Raw genomic sequence first — 23,560 nt, 5'->3', positions numbered from 1 at the left:
GTGCGAAAAATGGCATACCTATGCGTTAATGCAGTAAGTGATATAAGCTATGCCGTAATATTTTTATCCCCCCACGTGGACGAATGGAACTCATTGAGCTATGGTAAAAAAGATGGGTTATCAACGTGGGCCAGAAGGCTGGTTGCCTGTCGTAATGAGGTTACCTTCTATGCATAAATCTGCATTGGTTGTATTGATAACTTTAGAATTTGTGCGACGGATCCAGGCCTTTTTAAAAATGGCTTGCCATAATTTACGTTGTGTGTGATAACACGTTTTGGGTCAAACGAGGTACAGTTCTGTTTATGTGTGGCATTTTCAGTAAAGAAGTCCTGAGTAAACACGTTATCGTTGAATACCGCTTCTCTGCCGAACCTTATATTAGTGCCTCAAGCAGTAATGTCTCAGTTTTATCTCAGTTAATGCCTACGGGCGAAGTATATACATTAAGGAATATTGCAAATGGCAAAGATTAAAGGTCAAGTTAAGTGGTTCAACGAGTCCAAAGGTTTTGGTTTCATTACTCCTGCTGACGGCAGCAAAGATGTATTCGTACACTTCTCTGCAATCCAGGGTAACGGCTTCAAAACTCTGGCCGAAGGCCAGAACGTTGAGTTTGAAATTCAGGACGGCCAGAAAGGCCCGGCAGCTGTTAACGTAACTGCTATCTAATTTCAAAACCACTGGTACTTGAGACGCCACCGGCGTATCAATGTCAGCGAAAAGCCTCGCCATTGTGCGGGGCTTTTTAATTTCTGCTTCGCATTCCCCGATGCGATGATTGGCGGTAAACTTGCGTCCTTTAAAGAGTTACGGAGTTGCCATGCCCTTCAGTTGCCCACTTTGTCACGCCCCCTTAACGCGTTCCGAACAGAGTTTTTCATGTTCACAACGCCACCAGTTCGACATAGCAAAAGAAGGGTACGTCAATCTACTGCCCGTACAGCACAAGCGTTCGCGGGATCCGGGTGACAGCGCGGAAATGATGCAGGCGCGTCGGGCATTTCTTGATGCCGGACACTACCAGCGGCTGCGCGATGCGATCGCGCTACAGCTACAGATGCGCCTGTCTGCGCCAGCAGAGGCAATACTGGACATTGGCTGTGGGGAGGGGTACTACACCCGGTCCTTTGCCGGCGTAGCGCAGAGCAAAGAAGCCCGGATGTTTGGACTCGATGTTTCAAAAGCGGCCATACGTGCAGCCGCAAAACGTTACTCCGATGTGATGTTTTGCGTTGCCTCCAGCCATCGCCTGCCTTTCCAGAATGAGAGCATTGACGCTATCGTACGCATTTATGCGCCGTGCAAAGCCGAAGAACTGGTACGTGTGGTAAAACCGGGTGGATGGGTTATCACCGCCGCGCCTGGGCCGCGCCATTTGATGGAGCTGAAAGGGTTAATTTACCGCGAAGTGCAGTTGCATACGCCTGATACGGGTGAGATAGAAGGGTTTCGTGTCGTAGAGCAGCAATCGCTGAGCTATGAGATGGAATTAACGGGGGCTGAGGCTGTCGCGTTACTACAAATGACGCCCTTTGCCTGGAGGGCAAAACCGGATGTCCGGGAGAGACTGGCAGCAAAAGAGCGCTTTATCTGCCAGACCGATTTTACCCTGCATTGTCTGCAACGCGTTGATTAAGGCGCGAAATGCGACCAGAGGATCTCAATACCGATCCCAATAAGCACAATACCGCCAAGAATTTCCGCCCGTTTGCCCAGCAGCGGGCCAATGTAACGCCCAATCATCATGCCGAGTGTGGACATCATGAGTGTCGCACAGCCAATCGCCAGCGCAGTGGCCAGAATATTCACTTGCAAAAATGCCAGGCCGACACCGACAGCCATCGCATCAAGGCTGGTGGCAATGGCGGTGGTAACTAACAACCAGAAGCCGTGACGGCAGGGCGCCTGCGTCTGTTCGTCGGTTTCACCGCGAAATCCTTCCAGCACCATCCGCCCGCCAAGAAAGATCAGCAAAATAAAGGCAATCCAGTGATTCCACTCCAGCACAAACTGGCTGGCAAGCATCCCCAGGCCCCAGCCAATAAGCGGCGTCAGGGTTTCAATTGCGCCAAAGATCAGGCCGGTACGGAGTGCTTCTGAGAATTTGGGTTTGTGCAGCGTCGCCCCTTTACCGATTGATGCAGCGAAGGCATCCATCGACATGCCGAAGGCGAGAAGAATGGTGGCGGATAAATTCATGCGAGCGTCCTGACCGGGAGTTCCATATAACACACCACTGCCCCCAGTAAACAGCAGTTGATGTGTCAATGGTCTCGCCTGACTGCATTGCATTCAGTCCGTACGCGCCACGTTTTGCAACGAGTATGTTGACACGTACATTTCCAGTAAACGGAAATCGGCTACTCCCCAACGACGGGCGCAACCTTAACATATTTTGAGAATATAAAACAACAGCAGAGAATTATTAATCCATTTTCCAGTTGATAACGATTAACATTTAGATTTATAGGTGAATATTACGTTAAAATCTTGAGCAATTTCTCGATCGCAATATAGCAAAGGCTATAATTGTGCTTATTTAATATACATAAAAATTGCCGGGAGGGTTTCTGTAATTTATTGAATATTAATAAATAATTTATATATCTTCTCCAGGTCATCAATATTCTTTACCCGGATAAGCAGGCGCCGTTGTTCTAATTGCATTACCAGTACCCCATCTTCAGATAAATTCATCTCCTTAATACGGTTATATTCTATCCAGACGCTGGAAAAGAAAAATCCCTGCGATTTGAAGATGATTTTGGGTATACGAATCCAAAAAAGATAAATGGCCAATAATGCAAGAGCAGATAATAACCATGTGGTTAATGACGTACCGTTATTTGTGACATTGTTGTAAATAAGGATAACCAGCAGGCCAACAAAAATAGTCGCATCAACACGGCTGCGGCGCAGTAAGGGGAGGGCGAGCAGAGTATCGCCGTGACGGCGGGGCAGGATAAGTTCATCGTAAATGGCAAATGCCAGCAGGGCGGCGATAAACAACATCAGTATGCTGTCCGTAAGCGTCATGGTTCCTCCTGAGAATAAAAAACCGGGGCAAGGCCCCGGTTATAACACAACAGATTACAGACCTAACAGGCCAATTGCATATCCCACAATACCGATGACAAAGAAGCCAACGATGATCCAAAGCGGGTTAACTTTCTTACGTAACAACCACATACAGGCAAAAGTCAGCAGCAGAGGAACCAGACCCGGCATCAACTGATCGAGGATGGTTTGCACTGTCGTGACGTTTTGTTTACCGGTCTGGTCGGTTATACGCGAGACCACCAGCGGAATGTTTACGTGCGTCCACTTGTTGACCAGCGCCCCCATGACAAAGAGACCGAGAATGGATGCCCCTTCCGTCAGCTTCTGCAGAAAACCGCCGCCCATATCCTGAACGATATCGATACCTTTGCGGTAACCATACGCCACGCCGTAATAGCGGGTTGCCAGACGCACCAGGTTAAACAGGAAGAAGAACAGCAGTGGCCCAAGCAGGCTGCCACTCATGGCGATACCCGCGCCAAGTGCTGCGAAGACCGGACGTACGGTACCCCAGAAAATCGGGTCGCCAACGCCCGCCAATGGGCCCATCAGACCGACTTTGATACCGTTGATAGCACCATCGTCAATCTCTGCCCCGTTTGCACGTTGTTCTTCCATCGCCAGGGTTACGCCCAGTACCGGCGCCGCCACATAAGGATGGGTGTTAAAAAATTCCAGGTGACGCTTGATAGCTTGTTTACGCGCGTCGTTGTTCTCCGGATACAGGCGTCTGATAGCCGGTACCATAGAGAAGCAGAAACCCAGCGCCTGCATACGTTCGAAGTTCCATGAACCCTGAAACAGGTTAGAACGGATGAACACGCCACGAATATCACCCGGAGTGAGTTTTTTCTCAGTGGTAGTTTTAGTCGTCATATCAACCATTTCGCTCACCTGTTAGTCCAGTTCGTTATCGAGATCGTTATTACCAGCAGCCTGTGCAGGCGCGCCAGCAGAGCGGTTATATTTCGGGCTCAGTTGGATATAGAGGATGGCCATTACGGCACCAATTACACCGAGCGCAACAAGGTTGAAGTTAGTAAACGCCGCCGTCACGAAACCCAGGTAGAAGAATGGCATCAGATAGCCTGCGCGCATCATGTTGATGACCATCGCATAACCAACCACCACGATCATGCCGCCAGCGATGTTCAGACCGCTTGTTACGACTTCCGGAATGGCATTCAGCATCCCCTGAACTTCACTGGTCCCTACAGAAATGGCAACGATAACGGCCGGGATAGCGATACGCATTGCTTGCAGGAACAGGGAAGAGACATGGATCCAGGACAATGCCGTAAGGTTGCCGTTCTCTGCCGCCTTATCCGCCGCGTGCTGGAATGCCACGGTAATCGTACGCACGATGATGGTCAGCACCTGACCTGCCGCCGCCAGCGGGATAGCCAGGGCGATACCGGCGCCAATGCTTTGGTGTCCTGCAATAACCAGAACGGTTGAAATGATAGAGGCCAGCGCGGCATCGGGGGCAACCGCCGCACCGATGTTCATCCACCCCAGAGCGATCATTTCCAGGGTACCACCGATGATGATACCGGTTTTCATATCACCCAGGACGATACCCACCAGCGTACAGGCCACTAACGGACGGTGAAACTGAAATTCATCGAGTACCGATTCCATACCGGCAATACACGCGACGACGAACACCAGCACAATCTGAAGAGTGGTAATCTCCATTGTACTTCTCCTATGCTAAACAAACGTAAGTGTGAAACTGAGTCAACCAACCCGGCGCGATTACTTCGCTGCCTTGTTAATCAAATCCATCATTTTCAGTTTCGGGTCGTTAGAAACTTTGCGAACTTCGAGCTCAATATTGCGTTCATTGAGCTTCCTGAAGGCTGCAATGTCTTTGTCATCCACCGAAACCGCGTTGTTCACCTGAGTTTTCCCCTGCCGGTAGGCCATGCCGCCGATGTTAACCGAGGTGATTTTCACCCCTTCTTCGACAATGCGCAGTACGTCAGTAGGATTGGTAAACAACAGCATCACCCGCTCACCCGCATATTTCGGGTTGTTGTAAACACGGATCATCTTGGCAACGTCAACCACGTGCGCCGTCACCCCGGGAGGCGCAACCTGTGTAAGCAGCGTTTTACGTACGTTATCCGCCGCAACTTCATCACTGACGACGATAATACGCGTCACGTTTGTTTCTTTGGTCCAGCGTGTAGCGACCTGACCATGGATCAGACGATCGTCGATACGGGCAAGGCCAATGACCATATAGTCATTCGGTCCCATCGGTTTTACGGGAGCCGCCGGTTTAGGGGGCGCGATGGGTGTCGGTTTTTCCACAGGTTTGGCTTTAAGCGCTTTCACGCCTTCGCGTCCCGTTTCCACAGCGACCGCCACCAGCTCATCAAAGGTTGGGGTGTCGTCACGCGCCATCAGCGTTTCTACAAGCATAGGAATGTTGACGCCAGCCACCACTTCATAATGCTCTTTATCGACGACAATGCGGCTGGCAGCATTGAACGGGCTGCCACCCCATGTATCAACGAGAAATAGCACGCCCTGATGTGTATCGAGCTTTTCCAACTGCGCGTTGTATTTCTCGATTAACGTTTCGGCGTTTTCACCGGGAACGAAATCGATCCAACCGACGTTTTCTTGCTCGCCCAGGAGCATTTCGGCGGTTTTGAGTAACTGTTCCGCAGCCCAACCATGTGTGCCTATCACAATAGCAATGGTCACTTGCTACCTCCTTCGTTTTTGTCGTTAACACATCATTAACTGATGTATTGGGAATCTCCCCACCAGCCCGAATCGATTCAGACAGGGCTTAGAGAGAAAAAACTAAGACTTCCGGGAATTATTTTAGATAGTGAAAAAATAATTTATGTGATGAACATCCGTAATTTAGCTTTAGCGTCCGGGAAATTTCGAAGCGAAAAATATCTCTCAAAATGCAAATTCAGGTAAATCTTTGCAAAATCCAAAGTCTCTCTGATATGTTTAGCATCCGTTTAAATTATCAGGAGTATAGGGCAGTAGCCCGCCGTATGGACCGTCACCGACGTCAGTTCCCCCTTTGGCCTGTTTGCGCCAGCCATGCTTTATCCTTGAACCCCCTTGTTGTCATTATGCCTGCGCAATATTACGCGCGGACTCATCATGCCTTTAGCCGGAGCTTGCCATGGAATTCTTAATGGACCCCTCGATATGGGCGGGGTTGTTGACACTTGTCGTTCTGGAAATCGTTCTTGGTATTGATAACCTGGTGTTTATCGCGATCCTTGCCGATAAACTGCCGCCAAAGCAGCGAGATAAAGCACGCCTGATAGGTCTTTCCCTGGCGCTGGTGATGCGCTTAGGCCTGCTGTCTCTCATCTCCTGGATGGTAACACTGACAAAACCGCTCTTCTCCGTCTGGGATTTCACCTTCTCCGGCCGTGATTTGATCATGCTGCTCGGGGGGATATTCCTGCTGTTTAAAGCAACGACCGAGCTACATGAACGGCTGGAAAATCGTCAGCACGATGAAGGACAAGGTAAAGGATATGCCAGTTTCTGGGTGGTGGTAGTACAGATTGTTATTCTTGATGCCGTGTTCTCGCTTGATGCGGTGATTACCGCGGTCGGGATGGTGAATCATCTCCCGGTCATGATGGCGGCTGTGGTGATAGCCATGGCGGTGATGCTGCTGGCCTCCAAACCGCTGACACGCTTTGTTAACCAACATCCTACCGTGGTGGTGCTCTGTCTGAGCTTCCTGCTGATGATTGGTCTAAGCCTGGTCGCAGAAGGGTTTGGCTTCCATATTCCGAAAGGCTATCTGTATGCGGCGATTGGCTTCTCGATCATCATCGAGCTGTTCAACCAGATTGCGCGGCGTAACTTTATTCGTCATCAGTCGACGCTGCCGCTGCGTGCGCGGACTGCCGATGCGATTTTGCGTCTGATGGGGGGCAAACGCCAGGCCAGCCAAACACAGGATAACGATAACCAGTCGCCTGTGCCGGTGCCGGAAGGGGCGTTTGCCGATGAAGAACGCTACATGATCAATGGCGTACTGACGCTGGCCTCGCGCTCGCTGCGCAGTATTATGACACCCCGCGGTGAAATCAGCTGGGTCGATGCCAACCTGAGCGTAGAAGAGATCCGCCAGCAGCTTCTCTCCTCACCGCACAGCCTGTTTCCGGTCTGCCGTGGTGAACTCGACGAAGTACTGGGTATTGTTCGCGCCAAAGAGATGTTGGTCGCACTGGATGAGGGGACGGATGTGGCTGCCATGGCCTCTGAGTCACCGGCGATTGTGGTGCCGGAAACGCTCGATCCGATCAAACTGCTCGCTGTGTTACGTCGTGCGCGCGGCAGCTTCGTCATCGTGACCAATGAATTTGGCGTAGTGCAGGGGCTGGTCACGCCGCTGGACGTCCTGGAAGCGATTGCGGGTGAGTTCCCGGATGCTGATGAAACCCCGGAAATCGTCCCGGATGGCGATGGCTGGCTGGTGAAAGGCACCACCGATTTGCATGCGCTCCAGCACACGCTTGGCCTGGATACGCTGGTCAATGACCAGGAGGATATTGCGACGGTAGCGGGGCTGGTGATCGCCATTAATGGTCAGATCCCCCGTCCTGGCGACAGGCTGGAGCTCGCGCCGCTGCATATCAGCGTTATCGAAGCCAACGATTATCGTGTCGACCTGGTACGTGTTGTTAAAGAGCGAACGCTTCATGACGAAGAAGAGTAATCTCACTATGGCATAAGCGGCATCATCAGGCCGCGACGCCGTGCCGGCGGGGAAGCCCATCCCGCCAGCCAGCGGGGAAACTCTTTAATCGGCATGGGGCGGGCGTACAAAAAACCCTGCAATATATGCACCCCCTGCTGGCGCAAATGCTGCGCCTGGCGGGGGTTTTCTACCCCTTCCGCAACCAGTTCAATATTCAGACGCTGACCGAGTGCGATAATCATATCTGTTACGGTGGAGTTCACCGCATCCGTGCCAATCGCCATCGTGAACGATTTATCGATTTTCAGCACATCCGGGCGCAGCCGTTCAAGCCAGGACAGCGAACTGTTCCCGGTGCCGAAATCATCGATGGCAATTTTGGCGCCTTTCCGGTGGAGTTCGCGCACCATACGGTAATCCACATCCTGCAGCGCATCGCGCTCGGTAATTTCAATCACGAGCTGTTGTACGGGATTGGCGCTATACCAAAAAAGATTAAGATCCTTGAGTAATTCGCCCTGGCGCAGATGGCTGGGGGCAACATTCATACCAATCTGAAACCGGCTGTCCGCCGGGAAAAATCCCAGCTGACGCTGCGTTTCGGCCATCACATAGCGTGTCAGCGGGGCGATCAAATGGTGCTCTTCGGCAATAGGAATAAAGACCTCCGGGGATATCCAGCCCTGACGGGGATTATTCCAGCGCAGCAGGATCTCAACGCCGACGCATTTTTGGGTGTCGGCATTGAGCAACGGCTGGCAAAACAACTCAAATTCGCGCGCGGCGAGGCCGAGATTGATCTCCCAGGAGAAACTCATGCGACTGGCCGTCGCCAGCCAGGCAAGATAGCCAATCAGCAGACTGAGAATGAGCGCCAGCGGTAATTGCGACGGCAGGTGACGTAAAGCCAGTGTTCCTGCGCCAGGCCCGGTTGCGCTGATAACAAATGGGAAATGCCCGGAGGCGAGTTGAAAGCGATCTTCATTGTTCAGCGCTGGCAGGCTGTTGGTGACGCCATGTCCATAGACAAGATGTCGGTTCTCCACACTCAGGCTGGCAGAAGTGATCAAGGGTTCATCGGGCTCCAGCATTAAATTGCTCAGTAAATCGATGTTCACCACCTCCGTGATGCCGCTCTGACCATCGGTCGAGGTGGGATACCACATAATCATTACCGGGCTGTTTTTCAGGAGCGAGTGATCGGTGGAAAGAACCATAACTGGCTTTGTTGATGGTAATGCGGGCTGGAGTTGATGGATTGGGATATCCCGATTTCCAAAAATACTGGAACAATACAATATACCGTCCTTGACCAGGCCGATTGAACGCACGGTCTGTAAGCTTGCGGCCTGTTTACGTAATGACAAATGCGCGCTGGCGCAGGGAAGGCCAACAAGCGGCATGACCACCTCCCGCTGAAGTTCGAGGGGGAGCAATAATTTGTCGAAGGATTCGACGGCATGGGAGGTGAACGCGACGATTTTTTGCTGATTAAAATTGCGCTCCGAAATAAATCGGACGGCAAGGGTGCAAATGAGCGTAATGAGTGCCATGGCTATGCAAATGATCAGCCTTTTGCGTCGATAGCTTTTTATAATTCTCTGTGCTGTTTGCATGCCGTGACCGCCTTAAAAGCCACTGACCTGGAATTTCTGCCAGAACAAAGAAAGTGTAGTTGGGAAAGCGGAAAGACGATGAGAAAAGGCAGAGAATTTAGCCCTTCTGTCGTAGAAGGGCTATAAACGGGTATTAGTCGCACTGAACTTTGATGGCAAGGCCGCCGCGAGAGGTCTCGCGATATTTCGCGTTCATATCTTTGCCGGTTTCGTACATGGTTTCGATAACCTTATCCAGCGAGACGCGCGGCGCGCTGGTGCGGCGCATTGCCATACGCGAGGCATTAATCGCTTTCACGGAGGCGATCGCATTACGCTCGATACAAGGCACCTGTACCTGTCCTGCGACCGGGTCACAGGTTAAACCTAAGTTGTGTTCCATGCCGATTTCCGCTGCCACACACACCTGCTCCGGGCTGGCGCCCAACAGCTCGGCAAGGCCTGCCGCCGCCATGGAACAGGCGACGCCCACTTCGCCCTGGCAGCCCACCTCAGCGCCGGAAATTGACGCATTCATTTTGTACAGGGCGCCAATGGCCCCGGCGGCCAGGAAATAGCGGATATAAATATCCGGGCTGACGGATTCGATAAAGTGGTCGTAATACGCAAGGACAGCCGGAACGATACCGCAGGCGCCGTTCGTCGGTGCCGTGACCACACGTCCCCCCGCCGCGTTTTCTTCGTTAACTGCCAGTGCGAACATATTGACCCAGTCCACGACGTTCATCGGATCGTTAGACAGCTTATCGCTGGCAACCAGCATCCGGCGCAGCGCTGACGCGCGACGCGGTACGCGCAACGGGCCAGGCAGTACACCTTCCGTGTTCATGCCACGATCGATACAGGCACGCATAGTCGCCCAGACATGGCCGAAATACGCTTCAATCTCTTGCTTGCTGTGCAGCGCCAGTTCGTTTTGCATCACCATGCCAGAGAGAGACAGGCCGGTCTCTTTGCAATAATTCAGCATATCGCTGGCGGATTTGAACGGGTAGGGAACGGTAACTTCATTGAGCACTTCTTTACCAAAATGCTCCTCATCAACAATAAAACCGCCGCCGATGGAGTAATACGTCTTGCTGTAGACTTCACGCTCGCCATTCCATGCATGGATGCTCATGGCATTTTCGTGCAGCGGCAGATTGTCGCTGTGAAAACGCATGCCATTATCCTGTGGAAAATCCACTTCCTGGCGGCCCTGAGCGAGCAGCAGGCGACCCCGATTTTCCACATCGCGGATAAAGGCCGGGATGGAGTCGATGTCTACCGTGGCCGGCTCGTTGCCAGCCAGACCCATAATAATGGCGATATCGGTATGGTGGCCTTTACCTGTCAGCGACAGTGAGCCATAAACATCCACCGCAACGCGGGTGACGCTTTCCAGTAATCCTTTTTCGACCAGGTCATCGACGAACTGCTTCCCGGCTTTCATCGGGCCAACAGTGTGGGAGGAAGAGGGACCGATCCCCACCTTAAACATGTCGAATATACTAATCACATTAACACTCCTGACAGGGTTACCAGAGGTTCCAGTAACGATGTAATAACTGCGCATAGTGTAAGAGGGAAGCGTGCGGTCAGCTAAATTATTCACATGAATTAAACTAATGCCTAACCTCGATTTTACTAATAGCGCGCGGCCACATTCCGCTGTCTTAAGAATGCTTCATGCTAAGTATAGTCAAGGGCGAAGCCCCACCTGCAGCGCCAGTTCACGAATTATGCCGGCGGTCATACCCCAGACAAAATAATGCTGATACCAGGAGAGCCACACCCGGTGGGCATTGCCCTGGCGATGGATATCCAGGGGATGATAGCGTCCCAGGCGTAGCGCCTCGGCCAGCGGCATTTCAAACACCGAAGCCACTTCGTCTTCGCTGGCATGGTAATGCAGGTCGGGAGGAATGATCCCCACAACGGGCGTTACGCGAAATCCGGTGACGCTGTCTACGGGAGGGAGCACGCCAATAACGTCAACGGCCTCAGGTGGTATCGCCACCTCTTCTTGCGCTTCGCGCAGGGCCGCGGCAATCAGCGAGGCATCGGTGTCATCAACGGCGCCGCCGGGGAAGGCCACCTGTCCGGCGTGTTTTCGCAATCGTGGCGAACGCTGTGTTAACAGTAACCCAGGCTGCTCACGCCGCACCACCGGCACCAGCACTGCTGCCTGCCGCGCATGTGCGGCTGTGGGGTGTAGCTGTGGGCGTAAAAGCTGAAAACGCGAGAGAAAGTCATCCAGGGTTAAGTTTGGCTGCGCCACGGTTTAGCTCTCCAGTTGCTGCAAGATACGGTTAACTTTATCAAACGTTTCCTGATATTCCGCTTCTTCGTTGCTGTCCGCCACGATCCCGCCCCCCGCTGAGCAGAATATCTGACCCGCCCACGCCGTCAGGGTACGAATGGTGATGCTGGTGTCCATGGCGCCGCAAAAACTGATGTACCCAATGCTGCCACACCAGGCATTACGCCGCTGTGGTTCAAGCTCATCAATGATCGCCATCGCGCGAATTTTAGGCGCGCCAGTGATCGACCCGCCCGGAAACGCGGCGCGCAGCACATCGCTGGCGTGCAACGCGGCAGGAAGCGTTGCTGTCACGGTACTGACCAGATGGTGAACCGCCGGGAAAGGTTCGACGACAAACAGTTCCGGCACGCGTACGGAACCGGGCACGGCCACCCGACCAATATCATTGCGCATCAGGTCGACAATCATCAGATTTTCGGCCCGATCTTTCGGTGATGCGGCCAGCTTTTGCGCCTGTTGCGCATCATCCTGCGCATCAGGCAGGCGCGGCAGTGTGCCTTTAATCGGGCGCGTCTCGATAACATCATCAGAAAGCTGAATAAACCGCTCCGGCGACAGACTTAAAATCGCACCTTCTTCCAGGCGTAAAAACGCACTGAATGGGGCGCGATTTGAGCGGTTCAGATGGCAAAACGCCTGCCACTCATCGCCGACATACCGTGCCTGAAAACGCTGGGCGAGATTGACCTGATAACAGTCGCCGCTGTGCAACCAGGCCTGTACCTGACGAAATTTTTCACCATATTCAGAGCGCGTCATATTAGCCTGCCAGGGGGCGGTCAGACTAAACGGGATGACCGATGGCGGCGTCTGGCCGTTAAGCCAGGCCAGACGTGCCTGCGGATCCTGGTAGCTCAATAGCGTGACGCGCTGTTTGTGGTGATCGACCACCACGGCCCAGTCATAAATACCTATCGCCATATCCGGCAGTAAGATGTCTTGTTGCGCAAAGGAGGGCAGTTTTTCGAAGCGACGCCCTAAGTCGTAACCGAACAGACCGAGCGCGCCACCCTGAAACGGCAGAAAATCGTCAGCCTGCGGGCGAATCCCTGCTTTGTCGATAGCCTGCTTCATCAGGGTAAACGGACAGTCTATGGATAGTTGCTCTCCCTCGGCGTCGGTGATAACGGTCTGTTCACCCCGTGTGACAAGCGTCGAGAGAGGATCGGCAACCAGAATATCAAAACGGTTGCAGGCGTGATCTGCGTGACCTGAATGCAACAGCATCGCCCATGGCAAATGATTTATCAGGGAAAAATAGTGTTCTGCGGCATCAGGCTGCCACGGCAAGGGGACAACATTGGGGGAAAACGTCTTCATCAGTCCTGGCTCTTTGCGCTATCGCTGGCGCATCGCCACGGCGCATGAAATAATCAGCGCCCATAATTTAGCAGGAGTTCACGATGTTTGCAGGTTTACCTTCCCTCAGCCATGAGCAGCAGCAAAAAGCGGTCGAACGCATCCAGGAATTAATGGCACAGGGCATGAGCAGTGGACAGGCCATCTCTCAGGTGGCTGATGAACTGCGCGCCAGCCACACGGGCAAACGTATTGTGGCGCGCTTCGAAGACGAAGACGAATAATACCCTTACCGGAGGCGGTGAATGGACAACACGATGCCTGAGACGATACCGGATGCGATCCTTGCGTTTATCACCGCGGCCGTTATCCCCGGCGACCTTACGCTTCCTTTTCACTACCCACAGCCAGAGCAATGGCACGCGTGGCATTGCGGTTTTCGCTGGCACGGCGTCACCGGAGAAAGTCTGGTAGCGGACACCCCCGGGATGTGGCAACCAGGCTGGTATCTGCTGGCGCTTAATGGCCTGGACGATCCTTTCTTTATCGATCTGGGCGAAGCGGCGGACGGCTACCCGGTCTATTATGCCGCACACGGCGCTGGCTGCTGGCAGGCAGAACGCATCGCGCCTGACTTGCACACTTTTCAGACTCTTTTAGAACAATTAAGCCGTGCCGATGAGGCGGCTGTGCTGGCGTTGCTTGATGCGCATACCGAACCGGACAGTCCGTTCTGGCTTGAGCTTCGGGAAGCAAGGCAGGCGCGTGATGATGACGACGATAACGCCGTGGATGTGGATCCGCTGGACTGGCAGGCGGGGCGACTGCTCATAACCGATATCGGCCCCCAGAAACTCAAGGTCGTTCACGTCCTCAGAAAAACGCTCAATTTACCGTTAGCAGATGCGCTGCGTTTTGTCGCCTCTCCACCGATTTGTGTCGGTGAGGATTTTCGCCTGCGTTTGCGCCCGCTTGAGCGAGAATTACTGGCCACTGGCGCAACCGTTACCTTTGCGCCTGCCGGCCCGGTGCTGGAAACCCTGCGGCTGAATAGGGCGATTGGCATTGAAGCGCTGATTGCCTGCGTGAAGGCCGGGCAGGGTAAAACGCTTTATTACGATCTCTATTCAACGCGCGACGGGGCTTTTCAGGCGGGCGACGTGCTCTATGTGGCCGGCAGCGATGACGACGAAGCCGCAGCATCGACGGGGCGTTACCGCCATTTCGCCTGTATGGGCGAGCATTTTCAGTCCGTTGTGGAACTGGCTATTCAGCAAAAACCTAACGCCAGCGATGACGAAATTATTCGTGCACTCAACCATTATCTTGAGTACGACGATTTTCTGGATATGGAATAAATTCCGACGCGGGATGCGCGCCGGAATGCGTTCTGTCAGATGGCGGCAATAATTTTAATTTCGACTTTATATTTCGGGTTCATCAACCCGGCCTGGACCGTACAGCGTACAGGTGCATGACCAGCCACCACCCACGCATCCCAGGCTTTGTTCATCGCCGCGAAATCACTTTTCTCCACCAAAAAGATTGTCGCATCCAGAATGCGCGTCTTATCGCTACCCTGTTTGGCCAGCACGGCGTCAATCTGCGCCAGGGTGTTGGCGGTTTGTTCAAACGCGTCGGCATCCAGATTTTCCGGCACACCGGTATAGTAGAGCGTTTGATTATGGATAACGGCGTCAGACCAGCGGGCGTCAGCATCAATGCGGGTAATGGTCATTCTTTGTTCCTCATGGTTTTCCTTATGATTGCCCGCAAGACTGCCACAGACTGGCGAAAAACCCAATGCCCTGACATAATCGCTGGCGATTTATCCAGTGTGGGGGCAGTGTGACGGACGATTTTGCAACAGACGGTCAGTTGGCCAAAGCGATACCGGGTTTTAAACCCCGTGAACCACAGCGTCAGATGGCCCATGCCGTCAGTGACGCCATTGCCCGTACGCAGCCGCTGGTGGTCGAAGCGGGCACCGGGACCGGGAAAACCTACGCCTATCTGGCCCCGGCGTTGCGCTCCGGCAAAAAAGTGATCATCTCAACGGGATCCAAAGCCCTGCAGGATCAGCTTTACAGCCGCGACTTGCCGACAGTGGCAAAAGCCCTCGAATTTACCGGCCATACCGCACTGCTCAAAGGGCGTTCGAACTATCTCTGCATCGAACGTCTGGAACAACAGGCGCTGGCGGGCGGCGATCTGCCGGTACAAACTCTGAGCGACGTGATTTTGCTGCGTTCCTGGTCAAATCAGACCAAAGACGGGGATATCAGCACTTGCGTCAGCGTGGCGGAAGATTCTGCCGCCTGGCCGCTGGTGACAAGTACCAATGACAACTGTCTGGGCAGCGACTGCCCGATGTACAAAGACTGCTTTGTGGTGAAGGCGCGTAAAAAAGCGATGGATGCCGATGTGGTGGTGGTCAACCATCACCTGTTCCTGGCCGATATGGTGGTGAAAGAGAGCGGCTTTGGTGAGTTGATCCCGGAAGCCGAGGTGATGATCTTCGACGAAGCGCACCAGCTCCCGGATATTGCCAGCCAGTATTTCGGCCAGTCGATCTCCAGCCGGCAGTTACTGGACTTAGCCAAAGACTTCACCATCGCCTATCGCACCGAACTACGTGATACCCAGCAGCTGCAAAAATGCGCCGACAGGCTGGCGCAGAGTGCGCAGGATTTCCGCCTGCAACTCGGCGAGCCGGGGTATCGCGGCAACTTACGTGAACTGCTGGCCGACCCCCACATCCAGCGGGCGCTGCTGTTGCTCGATGACGCGCTGGAGCTGTGCTATGACGTGGCGAAACTGTCGCTCGGGCGTTCGGCGATTCTCGATGCCGCCTTTGAGCGTGCGACGACGTACCGCGCGCGGCTTAAACGGCTGAAAGAGATCAATCTGCCCGGTTTTAGCTACTGGTATGAGTGCACCTCGCGCCACTTTACCCTCGCGCTGACGCCGCTCACCGTGTCGGACAAATTTAAAGAGGTGATGGCGCAGAAAAGTGGTAGCTGGATTTTCACCTCGGCGACACTGTCGGTGAACGACGATCTGCACCACTTCACCGCGCGCCTCGGCATTGATGAAGCGCGAACGCTGCTGCTACCCAGCCCGTTTGATTACGCCCGCCAGACGCTGCTTTGCGTACCGCGCAATCTGCCGCAGGCCAACCAACCGGGTGCGGCCCGTCAGCTGGCGGCGATGCTCAAACCGATCATTGAAGCCAACAATGGCCGCTGCTTTATGCTCTGCACTTCCCACGCCATGATGCGCGGGCTTGCAGAGGAATTTCGCGCCACCATGACACTGCCCGTTTTGCTGCAGGGAGAGACCAGTAAAGGGCAGTTGTTACAGCAGTTTATTACCGCAGGAAATGCCTTGCTGGTGGCGACCAGCAGCTTCTGGGAAGGGGTGGATGTGCGTGGCGACACGCTGTCGCTGGTGATTATCGACAAACTGCCGTTCACCTCGCCGGACGATCCGCTGCTGAAAGCACGCATGGAAGACTGCCGCCTGCGCGGTGGCGATCCGTTTGATGAGGTCCAGCTTCCGGATGCGGTCATTACCCTGAAACAGGGCGTCGGACGTTTAATCCGTGACGTGGATGACCGGGGCGTGCTGGTTATCTGTGACAACCGTCTGGTGATGCGTCCGTACGGCGCGGTGTTTCTGGCAAGCCTGCCGCCCTCACCGCGCACTCGGGATATCAGCCGCGCGGTTGCGTTTCTTGCGGCCTCGCCAGCGGAGTAATTTGGCGCAGACTGTGTTAATATGCGCGCCATTTTGTTTTACCGGGACTGCGATTACCCATGCGAATTCTGGCCATTGATACCGCCACTGAAGCCTGCTCCGTCGCGCTGAACAGCGACGGAACCCTCTTTGCTCATTTCGAACTCTGCCCACGTGAACACACGCAACGCATTCTGCCGCTGGTGAAGGACGTTCTCACCGAAGGCGGCGTTGCGCTGTCTGAACTGGATGCGCTGGCCTTTGGCCGTGGCCCGGGAAGTTTTACCGGTGTACGTATCGGTATTGGCATTGCGCAGGGGCTGGCGCTGGGCGCAGAACTGCCGATGATTGGCGTCTCAACGCTGGCGACCATGGCTGAAGGTGCCTGGCGTAAAGCAGGGGCTACCCGAGTGCTGGCGGCCATTGATGCCCGTATGGGCGAAGTCTACTGGGCAGAATATCAGCGTGATGCCGACGGCGTCTGGCACGGTGAAGAGACCGAAGCGGTTCTCAAACCGGATGCGGTGACAGCGCGCCTCACTGCGCTTTCTGGCGAGTGGGCGACCGTCGGCACCGGCTGGCAAGCGTGGCCGGAAATGGCAAACGACACTGGCCTGACGCTGACAGACGGCGGGGTCTCGCTGCCGGAAGCGCAAGATATGCTGCCCATCGCGGAGTATCAACTTTCGCAGGGACGTACCGTGGCCGTTGAGCATGCCGAGCCAGTTTATTTGCGTAACGAAGTGGCCTGGAAGAAACTTCCGGGCCGGGAATGAATCTCAGTAATTACAAGGCTGAGTGAGGGAGTCGCATCATGGCGAGTCAAAAAAGAGGTATGCGCTGGTTACTGGCGGGCGTGGTCGCCGCAGCGTTGAGTGGGTGTGTGTCTGTGCCTGACGCGATCAAAGGAACCACGCCGACGCCGCAGGATGATCTGGTGCGCGTGATGAATGCGCCAAATCTCTATATCGGCCAGCAAGCCCGTTTCGGCGGTAAAGTGGTGAAAATTGACAATCAGCAAGGGAAAACACGTCTTGAGATAGCCACCGTACCGTTAGATGACGGAGCGAGACCGATTCTGGGTGCAACCTCTGTCGGGCGCATTATGGCTGAGGTGAATGGCTTCCTTGATCCGGTTGACTTCCAGAACCAACTGGTGACTGTCGTCGGGCCGATTACCGGCACCTATGATGGTCAGGTAGGGGGCGCTGCTTACAAATTCGCGGTGATTCGTGCTGACGGCTATAAACGCTGGCATATCACCAGGCAAGTCGTGTTGCCGCCACAACCGATGGATCCATGGATGATGGGGCCGCACCCGTGGCATCGTGGATACGGCGGATGGGGCTGGTATACTCCCGGCCCCGCGTATGAAGAAAGTGTTGTAACAGAGTAACGCTCTGTTCTGTATGAAAATAGAAACAGCGGCTGGTCCGCTGTTTCTTTATTTGCACGACCATAACAAAAATAATTAGTGATGCGCTTCGCAACCTTCAATCCGAACAATAAATAAACTGGTACGCTGAGTTAATATTATGTTAACGACTTGTTTATTAACTGGGGTTGTGATGACGACAAATACACATTTTAGAGGTGATGCATTGAAGAAGGTTTGGCTAAACCGTTATCCCGCCGATGTGCCTGCGGATATTAATCCCGATCGTTATCAATCCCTGGTTGAACTCTTTGAACACGCGACGGCGCGATACGCCGACCAACCTGCGTTCGTCAACATGGGGGAGGTAATGACCTTCCGCAAGCTGGAAGAGCGTAGCCGCGCTTTTGCCGCATACCTGCAACAGGGATTAGGCTTGCAAAAGGGTGACCGTGTGGCGCTGATGATGCCTAACCTTCTGCAATATCCGGTGGCGTTGTTCGGTATTTTGCGCGCGGGCATGATTGTCGTGAATGTCAACCCGTTGTATACGCCGCGCGAACTGGAGCATCAGCTTAACGACAGCGGCGCATCTGCCATTGTCATCGTCTCCAACTTTGCCCACACCCTGGAAAAAGTGGTCGACAAGACGCAGGTTCGCCATGTGATACTGACGCGGATGGGTGACCAGCTCTCGCCGGCGAAGGGCACGCTGGTTAACTTTGTTGTCAAATATGTGAAGCGCCTGGTGCCGAAATACCATCTGCCTGACGCCATCTCGTTTCGCCGTGCGCTGCAGGCGGGCTACCGCTTGCAGTATATCAAGCCGGAAGTCACAACAGACGACCTGGCTTTTTTGCAATACACCGGTGGGACGACGGGGGTGGCCAAAGGGGCGATGCTCACGCACCGTAATATGCTGGCCAACCTGGAACAGGTGCATGCGACCTACGGCCCGTTGCTTCATCGCGGCAAAGAGCTGGTGGTCACCGCCTTACCGCTCTACCACATTTTTGCCCTGACCATGAACTGCCTGTTGTTTATTGAACTGGGCGGACAAAACCTGCTCATTACTAACCCTCGCGACATCCCGGGGCTGGTGAAAGAGCTGGCGAAATATCCTTTTACCGCAATGACCGGGGTAAACACCCTGTTTAACGCATTGCTGAACAACGACGATTTTCACAAACTTGATTTTTCCTCACTGCACCTTTCTGCGGGGGGCGGCATGCCCGTACAGCAGGCTGTTGCTGAGCGCTGGGTGAAACTTACCGGCGAATACCTGCTGGAAGGTTACGGTCTGACGGAATGTTCGCCGCTGGTGAGCGTCAACCCGCACGATATTGATTACCACAGTGGTAGTATCGGTTTGCCGGTTCCGTCGACAGAAGTGAAACTGGTGGATGACGCGGGCAATGAAGTTCCTCCGGGCGAACCGGGTGAACTATGCGTTAAAGGCCCGCAGGTGATGCTGGGTTACTGGCAGCGTCCGGCAGCGACCGATGAAATCATCAAAGATGGCTGGTTGTACACCGGCGACATCGCGGTGATGGATGAAGAAGGCTTTATGCGTATCGTCGATCGCAAAAAAGACATGATTCTGGTCTCTGGCTTTAACGTCTATCCGAACGAAATCGAAGATGTTGTGATGCAGCATGAAGGTGTCAAGGAAGTTGCAGCAGTGGGTGTGCCGTCGGATGCCAGCGGCGAAGCGGTCAAAATCTTCGTGGTGAAAAAAGACGATTCGCTGACTGAGGAAGCGCTTATCGCATTTTGCCGCCGTCAGCTCACTGGCTATAAAGTGCCGAAACGGGTGGAATTCCGCGCCGAGCTGCCGAAATCGAACGTCGGCAAAATTTTACGGCGAGAATTGCGTGACGAAGCGCGCGGCAAAGTGGACAATAAAGGCTGAGCTATGCGTTAGTCGCCAGAACGCCGGTTAATCCGGCGTTTTTTGTGGGCGCAAACTAAAGAGAAGACGATTTGAATTACCAGATGATCACGACGAACGAGGCGCTGGCAGCGCTGTGTGAAGCTGCGGCTGGCACTGATGCTATTGCGCTTGATACTGAATTTGTCCGCACGCGCACCTATTATCCCCAGCTTGGTTTAATCCAGCTCTATGACGGGGAACGTGTGGCGTTAATCGACCCATTAACCATCACTGACTGGGCACCGTTCCGCGATCTGATTACCAATACCCGTGTAACCAAATTCCTCCACGCCGGTAGCGAAGACCTGGAAGTCTTCCTCAACGCCTTCGGCGTGATGCCGCAACCGATGATCGATACGCAAATTCTCGCGGCTTTCTCTGGGCGTGCTCTCTCCTGGGGCTTTGCGGCAATGGTGGAGCAGTACACCGGTGTGGTGCTGGACAAAAGCGAATCGCGCACTGACTGGCTGGCGCGTCCGTTAACAACGCGTCAATGCGATTATGCGGCAGCCGATGTCTGGTATCTGCTACCTATCGCCCGGACATTGCTGGCCGAAACCGAAGAAGCAGGGTGGCTCAATGCCGCGCTGGACGAATGTCGCCTGATGATGCAGCGTCGCAGCGAAATTCTGGCGCCGGAAGAGGCGTGGCGTGACATCAGCAACGCCTGGCAGTTGCGTACCCGCCAGTTGGCGTGCCTGCGTTTGCTGGCAGACTGGCGTCTGCGTAAAGCCCGTGAGCGTGACCTGGCGGTCAACTTCGTGGTGCGTGAAGAGAACCTGTGGGCCGTGGCGCGTTATATGCCAGGCAGCATGGGCGAGCTGGACAGCATTGGGCTTTCCGGCAGCGAAATACGTTTTCATGGTAAAACGCTGTTGTCTCTGGTCGCACAGGCGCAGGCGCTACCGGAAGATGCACTGCCGGAACCGCTTTTGAATCTGGTGGATATGTCCGGCTATCGTAAAGCTTTTAAAGCTATTAAGGCGCAGGTGCAGGAAGTCAGCGAGAGCAAAGGACTGAGCGCAGAATTGATTGCTTCACGTCGGCAAATTAATCAGCTACTTAACTGGCACTGGCAATTAAAGCCGCAGACAAATTTACCTGAATTAATCAGTGGCTGGCGTGCGGAATTGATGGCTGAGCAGCTCAAAGCTTTATTAACAGAATACCCGCGCTAATGCCTGTATATAAAAACAGGGTTTGAGCATTAATAAAAGAAAAAGGCAGAGGATTTCTGCCTTTTTTATTACTTCTGACGCAGCGATAAGCCGCCGGGTTATTTCGTCTCTTCTGGTTCCGGCAAGGTAACGTTGAGTTCCAGAATGGAAATATCGTCACCCCGTTGTTCCAGTTGGACTGAAACCATTTCCGGATCGATTTGAACATATTTACAAATCACCTCCAGAATATCCCGCTTTAGCTGCGGTAAATAATGTGGTTCAGCGTCACTGCGACGGCGTTCCGCAACAATAATTTGCAGACGCTCTTTGGCGATGCTGGCGGTGTTCTTTTTTCTGGAGAGAAAAAAGTCGAGTAATGCCATAACTTATCCTCCGAACAGGCGTTTGAGGAAACCTTTCTTCTCTTCATCAATGAAGCGGAAAGGACGATCTTCTCCCAGTAGACGTTCAACGGTATCTGCGTACGCTTTGCCTGCATCGGCAGTGGTATCCAGAATAACCGGTTCCCCCTGGTTGGATGCGCGAAGGACTGACTGATCTTCGGGGATCACGCCAACCAGCTTAATGCGCAGGATCTCCAGCACGTCTTCCATGCTGAGCATATCACCTTTATTAACGCGCCCCGGGTTGTAGCGGGTCAACAGCAGGTGTTCTTTAATCGGTTCCTGGCCGTTTTCGGCACGGCGCGATTTGGACGCCAGGATGCCGAGGATACGGTCAGAGTCACGGACGGAAGAGACTTCCGGGTTGGTGGTGATGATCGCTTCATCCGCGAAATAGAGTGCCATCAGCGCGCCGGTTTCGATCCCCGCCGGTGAGTCGCAAATGATAAAGTCGAACTCCATTTTCTGCAGCTCATCAAGCACCTTCTCTACGCCTTCGCGGGTTAACGCGTCTTTGTCGCGAGTCTGCGAAGCCGGGAGAATATAAAGGTTTTCCGTCCGTTTATCTTTAATCAGCGCCTGATTCAGCGTCGCATCGCCCTGAATGACGTTCACGAAGTCATACACGACGCGACGTTCACAGCCCATGATGAGATCGAGGTTACGCAGGCCGATATCAAAATCAATAACGACGGTTTTCTTTCCCTTCTGGGCCAAACCGGTTGCGATGGCCGCGCTGGAGGTGGTCTTACCCACGCCCCCTTTACCCGAAGTAACAACAATAATGCGTGCCATAGGAGTTCCTTGTTAAAAGGGCTTAATCTAATGGTTGAATAGTCAAAGCGTTATTCGCTAAACGTAAGCGCGCCGCTTTGCCATAAAAATCGGCCGGGATTCGATCGCTCAGCCAGTATTCCCCTGCGATGGATACCAGCTCCGCCGTGAGGTGAGTACAAAATATTTGCGCATCTTTGTCGCCGCCTGCGCCAGCCAGCGCGCGGCCACGCATCATGCCGTAAACATGGATATTGCCATCGGCAATTAACTCCGCGCCAGCACTGACATGGCTGGTGACAATCAGATCACAGTTTGGCGCATAAACACGCTGTCCGGAACGAACAGGGAGATCAATCAAGCGTGTTTTTGTGACCGGAGTAACAACAGGAGCGACGGGGGCAGGGGTGGCAACCTGACGTTGCGGCTTTTCTTTGCCTTCGGTCAGAAGCGGCAACCCGGCACGTTCGATATCGGCTTTCAGCTCGCTGTCTTTACAACCGCTGATACCCACAACCCGTAACCCTGTCTCCAGAATGGTCTGCTGAATCGGCGACCAGTTTACCGGGCCCTCAAGATCAGAAACGTTAATAACAACAGGAGCATGTTTTAAAAAAGCGGGGGCCTGAGCGATTTTGTCTTCTAACGCCTGGCGAATAACCTCGGGTTTTGCATCATGCAAGTGAACCACAGATAAGGTAAAACTACTGCCTTTTAGCTCGATGGGCGTGTTTGACATCCTGACCTTACTCATTTTGCTATTATCACTCATGAGTGAGTGATATTCCGAAGACTATCAAGCATGTTATAGTCACTATTATATTCAGGCAAGTAACCACCCCTTAATTCAGAGCAAAAGTATGTTTTGTGTGATCTACCGAAGTTCCCGACGTGAACAGACTTATCTGTATGTCGAAAAAAAAGACGATTTTTCACGCGTGCCGGAAGAATTAATGAAAAGCTTTGGTCAGCCCCAGCTAGCCATGTTATTGCCCCTCGACGGGCGTAAAAAACTGGCCAGTGCGGATCTGGAAAAAGTAAAAGAGGCGTTGCGCACACAGGGATATTATTTACAGATTCCACCGCCGCCAGAAAATTTACTCAAACAGCATTTAGACAGCGAAAGATAACGCTTCGCGAATTTTACCTGGGCGGATCGATTCCGCCATTTGCCTTTCTCCCGCCAACGCG

General features: G+C 53.5%; 25 protein-coding genes, 1 pseudogene and 1 riboswitch. Of the genes and pseudogenes, 13 read left to right on the top strand and 13 right to left on the bottom strand.

Features of this window, described 5'->3' with window-relative positions; all coding sequences use genetic code 11:
• The first annotated feature begins 305 nt into the window (after positions 1-305).
• From AB182_RS30720 to rlmA, 3 genes and pseudogenes are all read left to right on the top strand, one after another.
• Positions 306-450 (top strand): annotated as a pseudogene (locus AB182_RS30720) (DUF2627 domain-containing protein).
• A 12-nt stretch (positions 451-462) separates the two neighbouring features.
• Positions 463-672: a transcription antiterminator/RNA stability regulator CspE gene (gene cspE, locus AB182_RS15415; RefSeq protein WP_001062678.1), complete on the top strand. Its 210-nt coding sequence runs from the start codon at positions 463-465 to the stop codon at positions 670-672.
• Between the two features lie 151 nt (positions 673-823).
• Positions 824-1,639, top strand: coding sequence for a 23S rRNA (guanine(745)-N(1))-methyltransferase (gene rlmA / locus AB182_RS15410; protein WP_047370868.1), 816 nt, complete (start codon positions 824-826; stop codon positions 1,637-1,639).
• Here the strand turns inward: rlmA and mntP are convergent.
• The 5 genes from mntP to manX all read right to left on the bottom strand — a co-directional run bounded on the left by mntP (position 1,636) and on the right by manX (position 5,781).
• A complete protein-coding gene (gene mntP, locus AB182_RS15405) occupies positions 1,636-2,202 on the bottom strand; it encodes a manganese efflux pump MntP (protein ID WP_047370867.1) in 567 nt (188 codons plus the stop codon). The two genes, rlmA and mntP, sit on opposite strands and share 4 nt — an antisense overlap.
• A gap of 6 nt (positions 2,203-2,208) precedes the next feature.
• Positions 2,209-2,384: riboswitch (yybP-ykoY riboswitch) on the bottom strand.
• Between the two features lie 196 nt (positions 2,385-2,580).
• Positions 2,581-3,039, bottom strand: coding sequence for a DUF986 family protein (locus AB182_RS15400; protein ID WP_047370866.1), 459 nt, complete (start codon positions 3,037-3,039; stop codon positions 2,581-2,583).
• A gap of 54 nt (positions 3,040-3,093) precedes the next feature.
• A complete protein-coding gene (locus AB182_RS15395; protein ID WP_047370865.1) occupies positions 3,094-3,948 on the bottom strand; it encodes a PTS mannose transporter subunit IID in 855 nt (284 codons plus the stop codon).
• A gap of 12 nt (positions 3,949-3,960) precedes the next feature.
• Positions 3,961-4,761 (bottom strand): PTS mannose transporter subunit IIC, encoded by an 801-nt coding sequence (gene manY, locus AB182_RS15390; RefSeq protein WP_047370864.1) that lies wholly within the window; start codon positions 4,759-4,761, stop codon positions 3,961-3,963.
• 60 nt (positions 4,762-4,821) lie between these two features.
• A complete protein-coding gene (gene manX, locus AB182_RS15385; RefSeq protein WP_047370863.1) occupies positions 4,822-5,781 on the bottom strand; it encodes a PTS mannose transporter subunit IIAB in 960 nt (319 codons plus the stop codon).
• Between the two features lie 442 nt (positions 5,782-6,223).
• On the opposite strand from manX, the gene yoaE reads away from it, so the two are divergent.
• A complete protein-coding gene (yoaE, locus tag AB182_RS15380) occupies positions 6,224-7,783 on the top strand; it encodes a CNNM family cation transport protein YoaE (RefSeq protein ID WP_047370862.1) in 1,560 nt (519 codons plus the stop codon).
• A gap of 5 nt (positions 7,784-7,788) precedes the next feature.
• Here the strand turns inward: yoaE and AB182_RS15375 are convergent, their stop codons facing one another.
• Entirely contained in the window at positions 7,789-9,324 is a 1,536-nt protein-coding gene (locus tag AB182_RS15375; protein ID WP_223883630.1) for an EAL domain-containing protein, read from the bottom strand.
• Between AB182_RS15375 and AB182_RS33075 the strand changes: the two genes are divergently transcribed.
• On the top strand, positions 9,226-9,507 hold the full coding sequence (locus tag AB182_RS33075; RefSeq protein WP_223883648.1) for a hypothetical protein: 282 nt from the start codon (positions 9,226-9,228) through the stop codon (positions 9,505-9,507). The genes AB182_RS15375 and AB182_RS33075 overlap by 99 nt on opposite strands.
• 7 nt (positions 9,508-9,514) lie before the next feature.
• Here the strand turns inward: AB182_RS33075 and sdaA are convergent, their stop codons facing one another.
• From sdaA to pabB, 3 genes are all read right to left on the bottom strand, one after another.
• Positions 9,515-10,879, bottom strand: a complete 1,365-nt coding sequence (gene sdaA, locus AB182_RS15370; protein ID WP_047370860.1) for an L-serine ammonia-lyase — start codon at positions 10,877-10,879, stop codon at positions 9,515-9,517.
• Between the two features lie 183 nt (positions 10,880-11,062).
• Entirely contained in the window at positions 11,063-11,641 is a 579-nt protein-coding gene (locus AB182_RS15365; protein WP_047370859.1) for a CoA pyrophosphatase, read from the bottom strand.
• A 3-nt stretch (positions 11,642-11,644) separates the two neighbouring features.
• The gene (gene pabB, locus AB182_RS15360) at positions 11,645-13,006 is read right to left on the bottom strand and encodes an aminodeoxychorismate synthase component 1 (protein WP_047370858.1); all 1,362 of its coding nucleotides are present in this window, start codon (positions 13,004-13,006) and stop codon (positions 11,645-11,647) included.
• Positions 13,007-13,089: 83 nt separating this feature from the next.
• On the opposite strand from pabB, the gene AB182_RS15355 reads away from it, so the two are divergent.
• Together AB182_RS15355 and AB182_RS15350 are read left to right on the top strand one after the other, a co-directional pair.
• Entirely contained in the window at positions 13,090-13,269 is a 180-nt protein-coding gene (locus tag AB182_RS15355; protein WP_047370857.1) for a YoaH family protein, read from the top strand.
• Positions 13,270-13,290: 21 nt separating this feature from the next.
• On the top strand, positions 13,291-14,343 hold the full coding sequence (locus AB182_RS15350) for a DUF7716 domain-containing protein (protein WP_052958846.1): 1,053 nt from the start codon (positions 13,291-13,293) through the stop codon (positions 14,341-14,343).
• A gap of 35 nt (positions 14,344-14,378) precedes the next feature.
• Here AB182_RS15350 and AB182_RS15345 read toward each other — a convergent pair whose 3' ends face one another.
• A complete protein-coding gene (locus AB182_RS15345) occupies positions 14,379-14,723 on the bottom strand; it encodes a RidA family protein (RefSeq protein WP_047370856.1) in 345 nt (114 codons plus the stop codon).
• Between the two features lie 110 nt (positions 14,724-14,833).
• On the opposite strand from AB182_RS15345, the gene AB182_RS15340 reads away from it, so the two are divergent.
• The 5 genes from AB182_RS15340 to rnd all read left to right on the top strand — a co-directional run bounded on the left by AB182_RS15340 (position 14,834) and on the right by rnd (position 21,209).
• Entirely contained in the window at positions 14,834-16,744 is a 1,911-nt protein-coding gene (locus tag AB182_RS15340) for an ATP-dependent DNA helicase (protein WP_047370855.1), read from the top strand.
• A gap of 59 nt (positions 16,745-16,803) precedes the next feature.
• Complete coding sequence (tsaB, locus tag AB182_RS15335; protein WP_047370854.1) at positions 16,804-17,499, top strand: tRNA (adenosine(37)-N6)-threonylcarbamoyltransferase complex dimerization subunit type 1 TsaB; 696 nt, start codon at positions 16,804-16,806, stop codon at positions 17,497-17,499.
• Positions 17,500-17,537: 38 nt separating this feature from the next.
• Positions 17,538-18,119, top strand: a complete 582-nt coding sequence (locus tag AB182_RS15330; protein ID WP_047370853.1) for a Slp family lipoprotein — start codon at positions 17,538-17,540, stop codon at positions 18,117-18,119.
• A 205-nt stretch (positions 18,120-18,324) separates the two neighbouring features.
• The gene (gene fadD, locus AB182_RS15325) at positions 18,325-20,010 is read left to right on the top strand and encodes a long-chain-fatty-acid--CoA ligase FadD (RefSeq protein ID WP_139153743.1); all 1,686 of its coding nucleotides are present in this window, start codon (positions 18,325-18,327) and stop codon (positions 20,008-20,010) included.
• Between the two features lie 71 nt (positions 20,011-20,081).
• Positions 20,082-21,209 (top strand): ribonuclease D, encoded by a 1,128-nt coding sequence (gene rnd / locus AB182_RS15320; RefSeq protein ID WP_071845890.1) that lies wholly within the window; start codon positions 20,082-20,084, stop codon positions 21,207-21,209.
• Between the two features lie 98 nt (positions 21,210-21,307).
• Here rnd and minE read toward each other — a convergent pair whose 3' ends face one another.
• The 3 genes from minE to minC are packed head-to-tail and all read right to left on the bottom strand — an operon-like array spanning position 21,308 to position 23,108.
• Positions 21,308-21,574, bottom strand: coding sequence for a cell division topological specificity factor MinE (gene minE, locus AB182_RS15315; RefSeq protein WP_039079511.1), 267 nt, complete (start codon positions 21,572-21,574; stop codon positions 21,308-21,310).
• A gap of 3 nt (positions 21,575-21,577) precedes the next feature.
• Positions 21,578-22,390, bottom strand: coding sequence for a septum site-determining protein MinD (gene minD, locus AB182_RS15310; RefSeq protein WP_047370850.1), 813 nt, complete (start codon positions 22,388-22,390; stop codon positions 21,578-21,580).
• A 22-nt stretch (positions 22,391-22,412) separates the two neighbouring features.
• Positions 22,413-23,108, bottom strand: coding sequence for a septum site-determining protein MinC (gene minC, locus AB182_RS15305; protein ID WP_047370849.1), 696 nt, complete (start codon positions 23,106-23,108; stop codon positions 22,413-22,415).
• 121 nt (positions 23,109-23,229) lie between these two features.
• Here minC and AB182_RS15300 point away from each other — a divergent pair, with 121 nt between their 5' ends.
• Entirely contained in the window at positions 23,230-23,499 is a 270-nt protein-coding gene (locus tag AB182_RS15300) for a YcgL domain-containing protein (RefSeq protein ID WP_039079508.1), read from the top strand.
• Positions 23,500-23,560: the final 61 nt, after the last annotated feature.

It is taken from the genome of Phytobacter ursingii (assembly GCF_001022135.1).
Taxonomy (GTDB): Bacteria; Pseudomonadota; Gammaproteobacteria; order Enterobacterales; family Enterobacteriaceae; genus Phytobacter; species Phytobacter ursingii.
The sequence above is the reverse complement of the archived record's forward strand: the minus strand, read 5'-3'. Positions and strand labels throughout refer to the sequence as shown.

Coding starts and splice junctions, on each gene's coding strand:
- cspE (WP_001062678.1), top strand. CDS start 463: ATGGCAAAGATTAAAGGTCAAGTTAAGTGGTTCAACGAGTCCAAAGGT.
- rlmA (WP_047370868.1), top strand. CDS start 824: ATGCCCTTCAGTTGCCCACTTTGTCACGCCCCCTTAACGCGTTCCGAA.
- mntP (WP_047370867.1), bottom strand. CDS start 2,202: ATGAATTTATCCGCCACCATTCTTCTCGCCTTCGGCATGTCGATGGAT.
- AB182_RS15400 (WP_047370866.1), bottom strand. CDS start 3,039: ATGACGCTTACGGACAGCATACTGATGTTGTTTATCGCCGCCCTGCTG.
- AB182_RS15395 (WP_047370865.1), bottom strand. CDS start 3,948: ATGGTTGATATGACGACTAAAACTACCACTGAGAAAAAACTCACTCCG.
- manY (WP_047370864.1), bottom strand. CDS start 4,761: ATGGAGATTACCACTCTTCAGATTGTGCTGGTGTTCGTCGTCGCGTGT.
- yoaE (WP_047370862.1), top strand. CDS start 6,224: ATGGAATTCTTAATGGACCCCTCGATATGGGCGGGGTTGTTGACACTT.
- AB182_RS33075 (WP_223883648.1), top strand. CDS start 9,226: ATGGGAGGTGAACGCGACGATTTTTTGCTGATTAAAATTGCGCTCCGA.
- pabB (WP_047370858.1), bottom strand. CDS start 13,006: ATGAAGACGTTTTCCCCCAATGTTGTCCCCTTGCCGTGGCAGCCTGAT.
- AB182_RS15355 (WP_047370857.1), top strand. CDS start 13,090: ATGTTTGCAGGTTTACCTTCCCTCAGCCATGAGCAGCAGCAAAAAGCG.
- AB182_RS15350 (WP_052958846.1), top strand. CDS start 13,291: ATGGACAACACGATGCCTGAGACGATACCGGATGCGATCCTTGCGTTT.
- AB182_RS15345 (WP_047370856.1), bottom strand. CDS start 14,723: ATGACCATTACCCGCATTGATGCTGACGCCCGCTGGTCTGACGCCGTT.
- tsaB (WP_047370854.1), top strand. CDS start 16,804: ATGCGAATTCTGGCCATTGATACCGCCACTGAAGCCTGCTCCGTCGCG.
- AB182_RS15330 (WP_047370853.1), top strand. CDS start 17,538: ATGGCGAGTCAAAAAAGAGGTATGCGCTGGTTACTGGCGGGCGTGGTC.
- minE (WP_039079511.1), bottom strand. CDS start 21,574: ATGGCATTACTCGACTTTTTTCTCTCCAGAAAAAAGAACACCGCCAGC.
- minD (WP_047370850.1), bottom strand. CDS start 22,390: ATGGCACGCATTATTGTTGTTACTTCGGGTAAAGGGGGCGTGGGTAAG.
- minC (WP_047370849.1), bottom strand. CDS start 23,108: ATGTCAAACACGCCCATCGAGCTAAAAGGCAGTAGTTTTACCTTATCT.
- AB182_RS15300 (WP_039079508.1), top strand. CDS start 23,230: ATGTTTTGTGTGATCTACCGAAGTTCCCGACGTGAACAGACTTATCTG.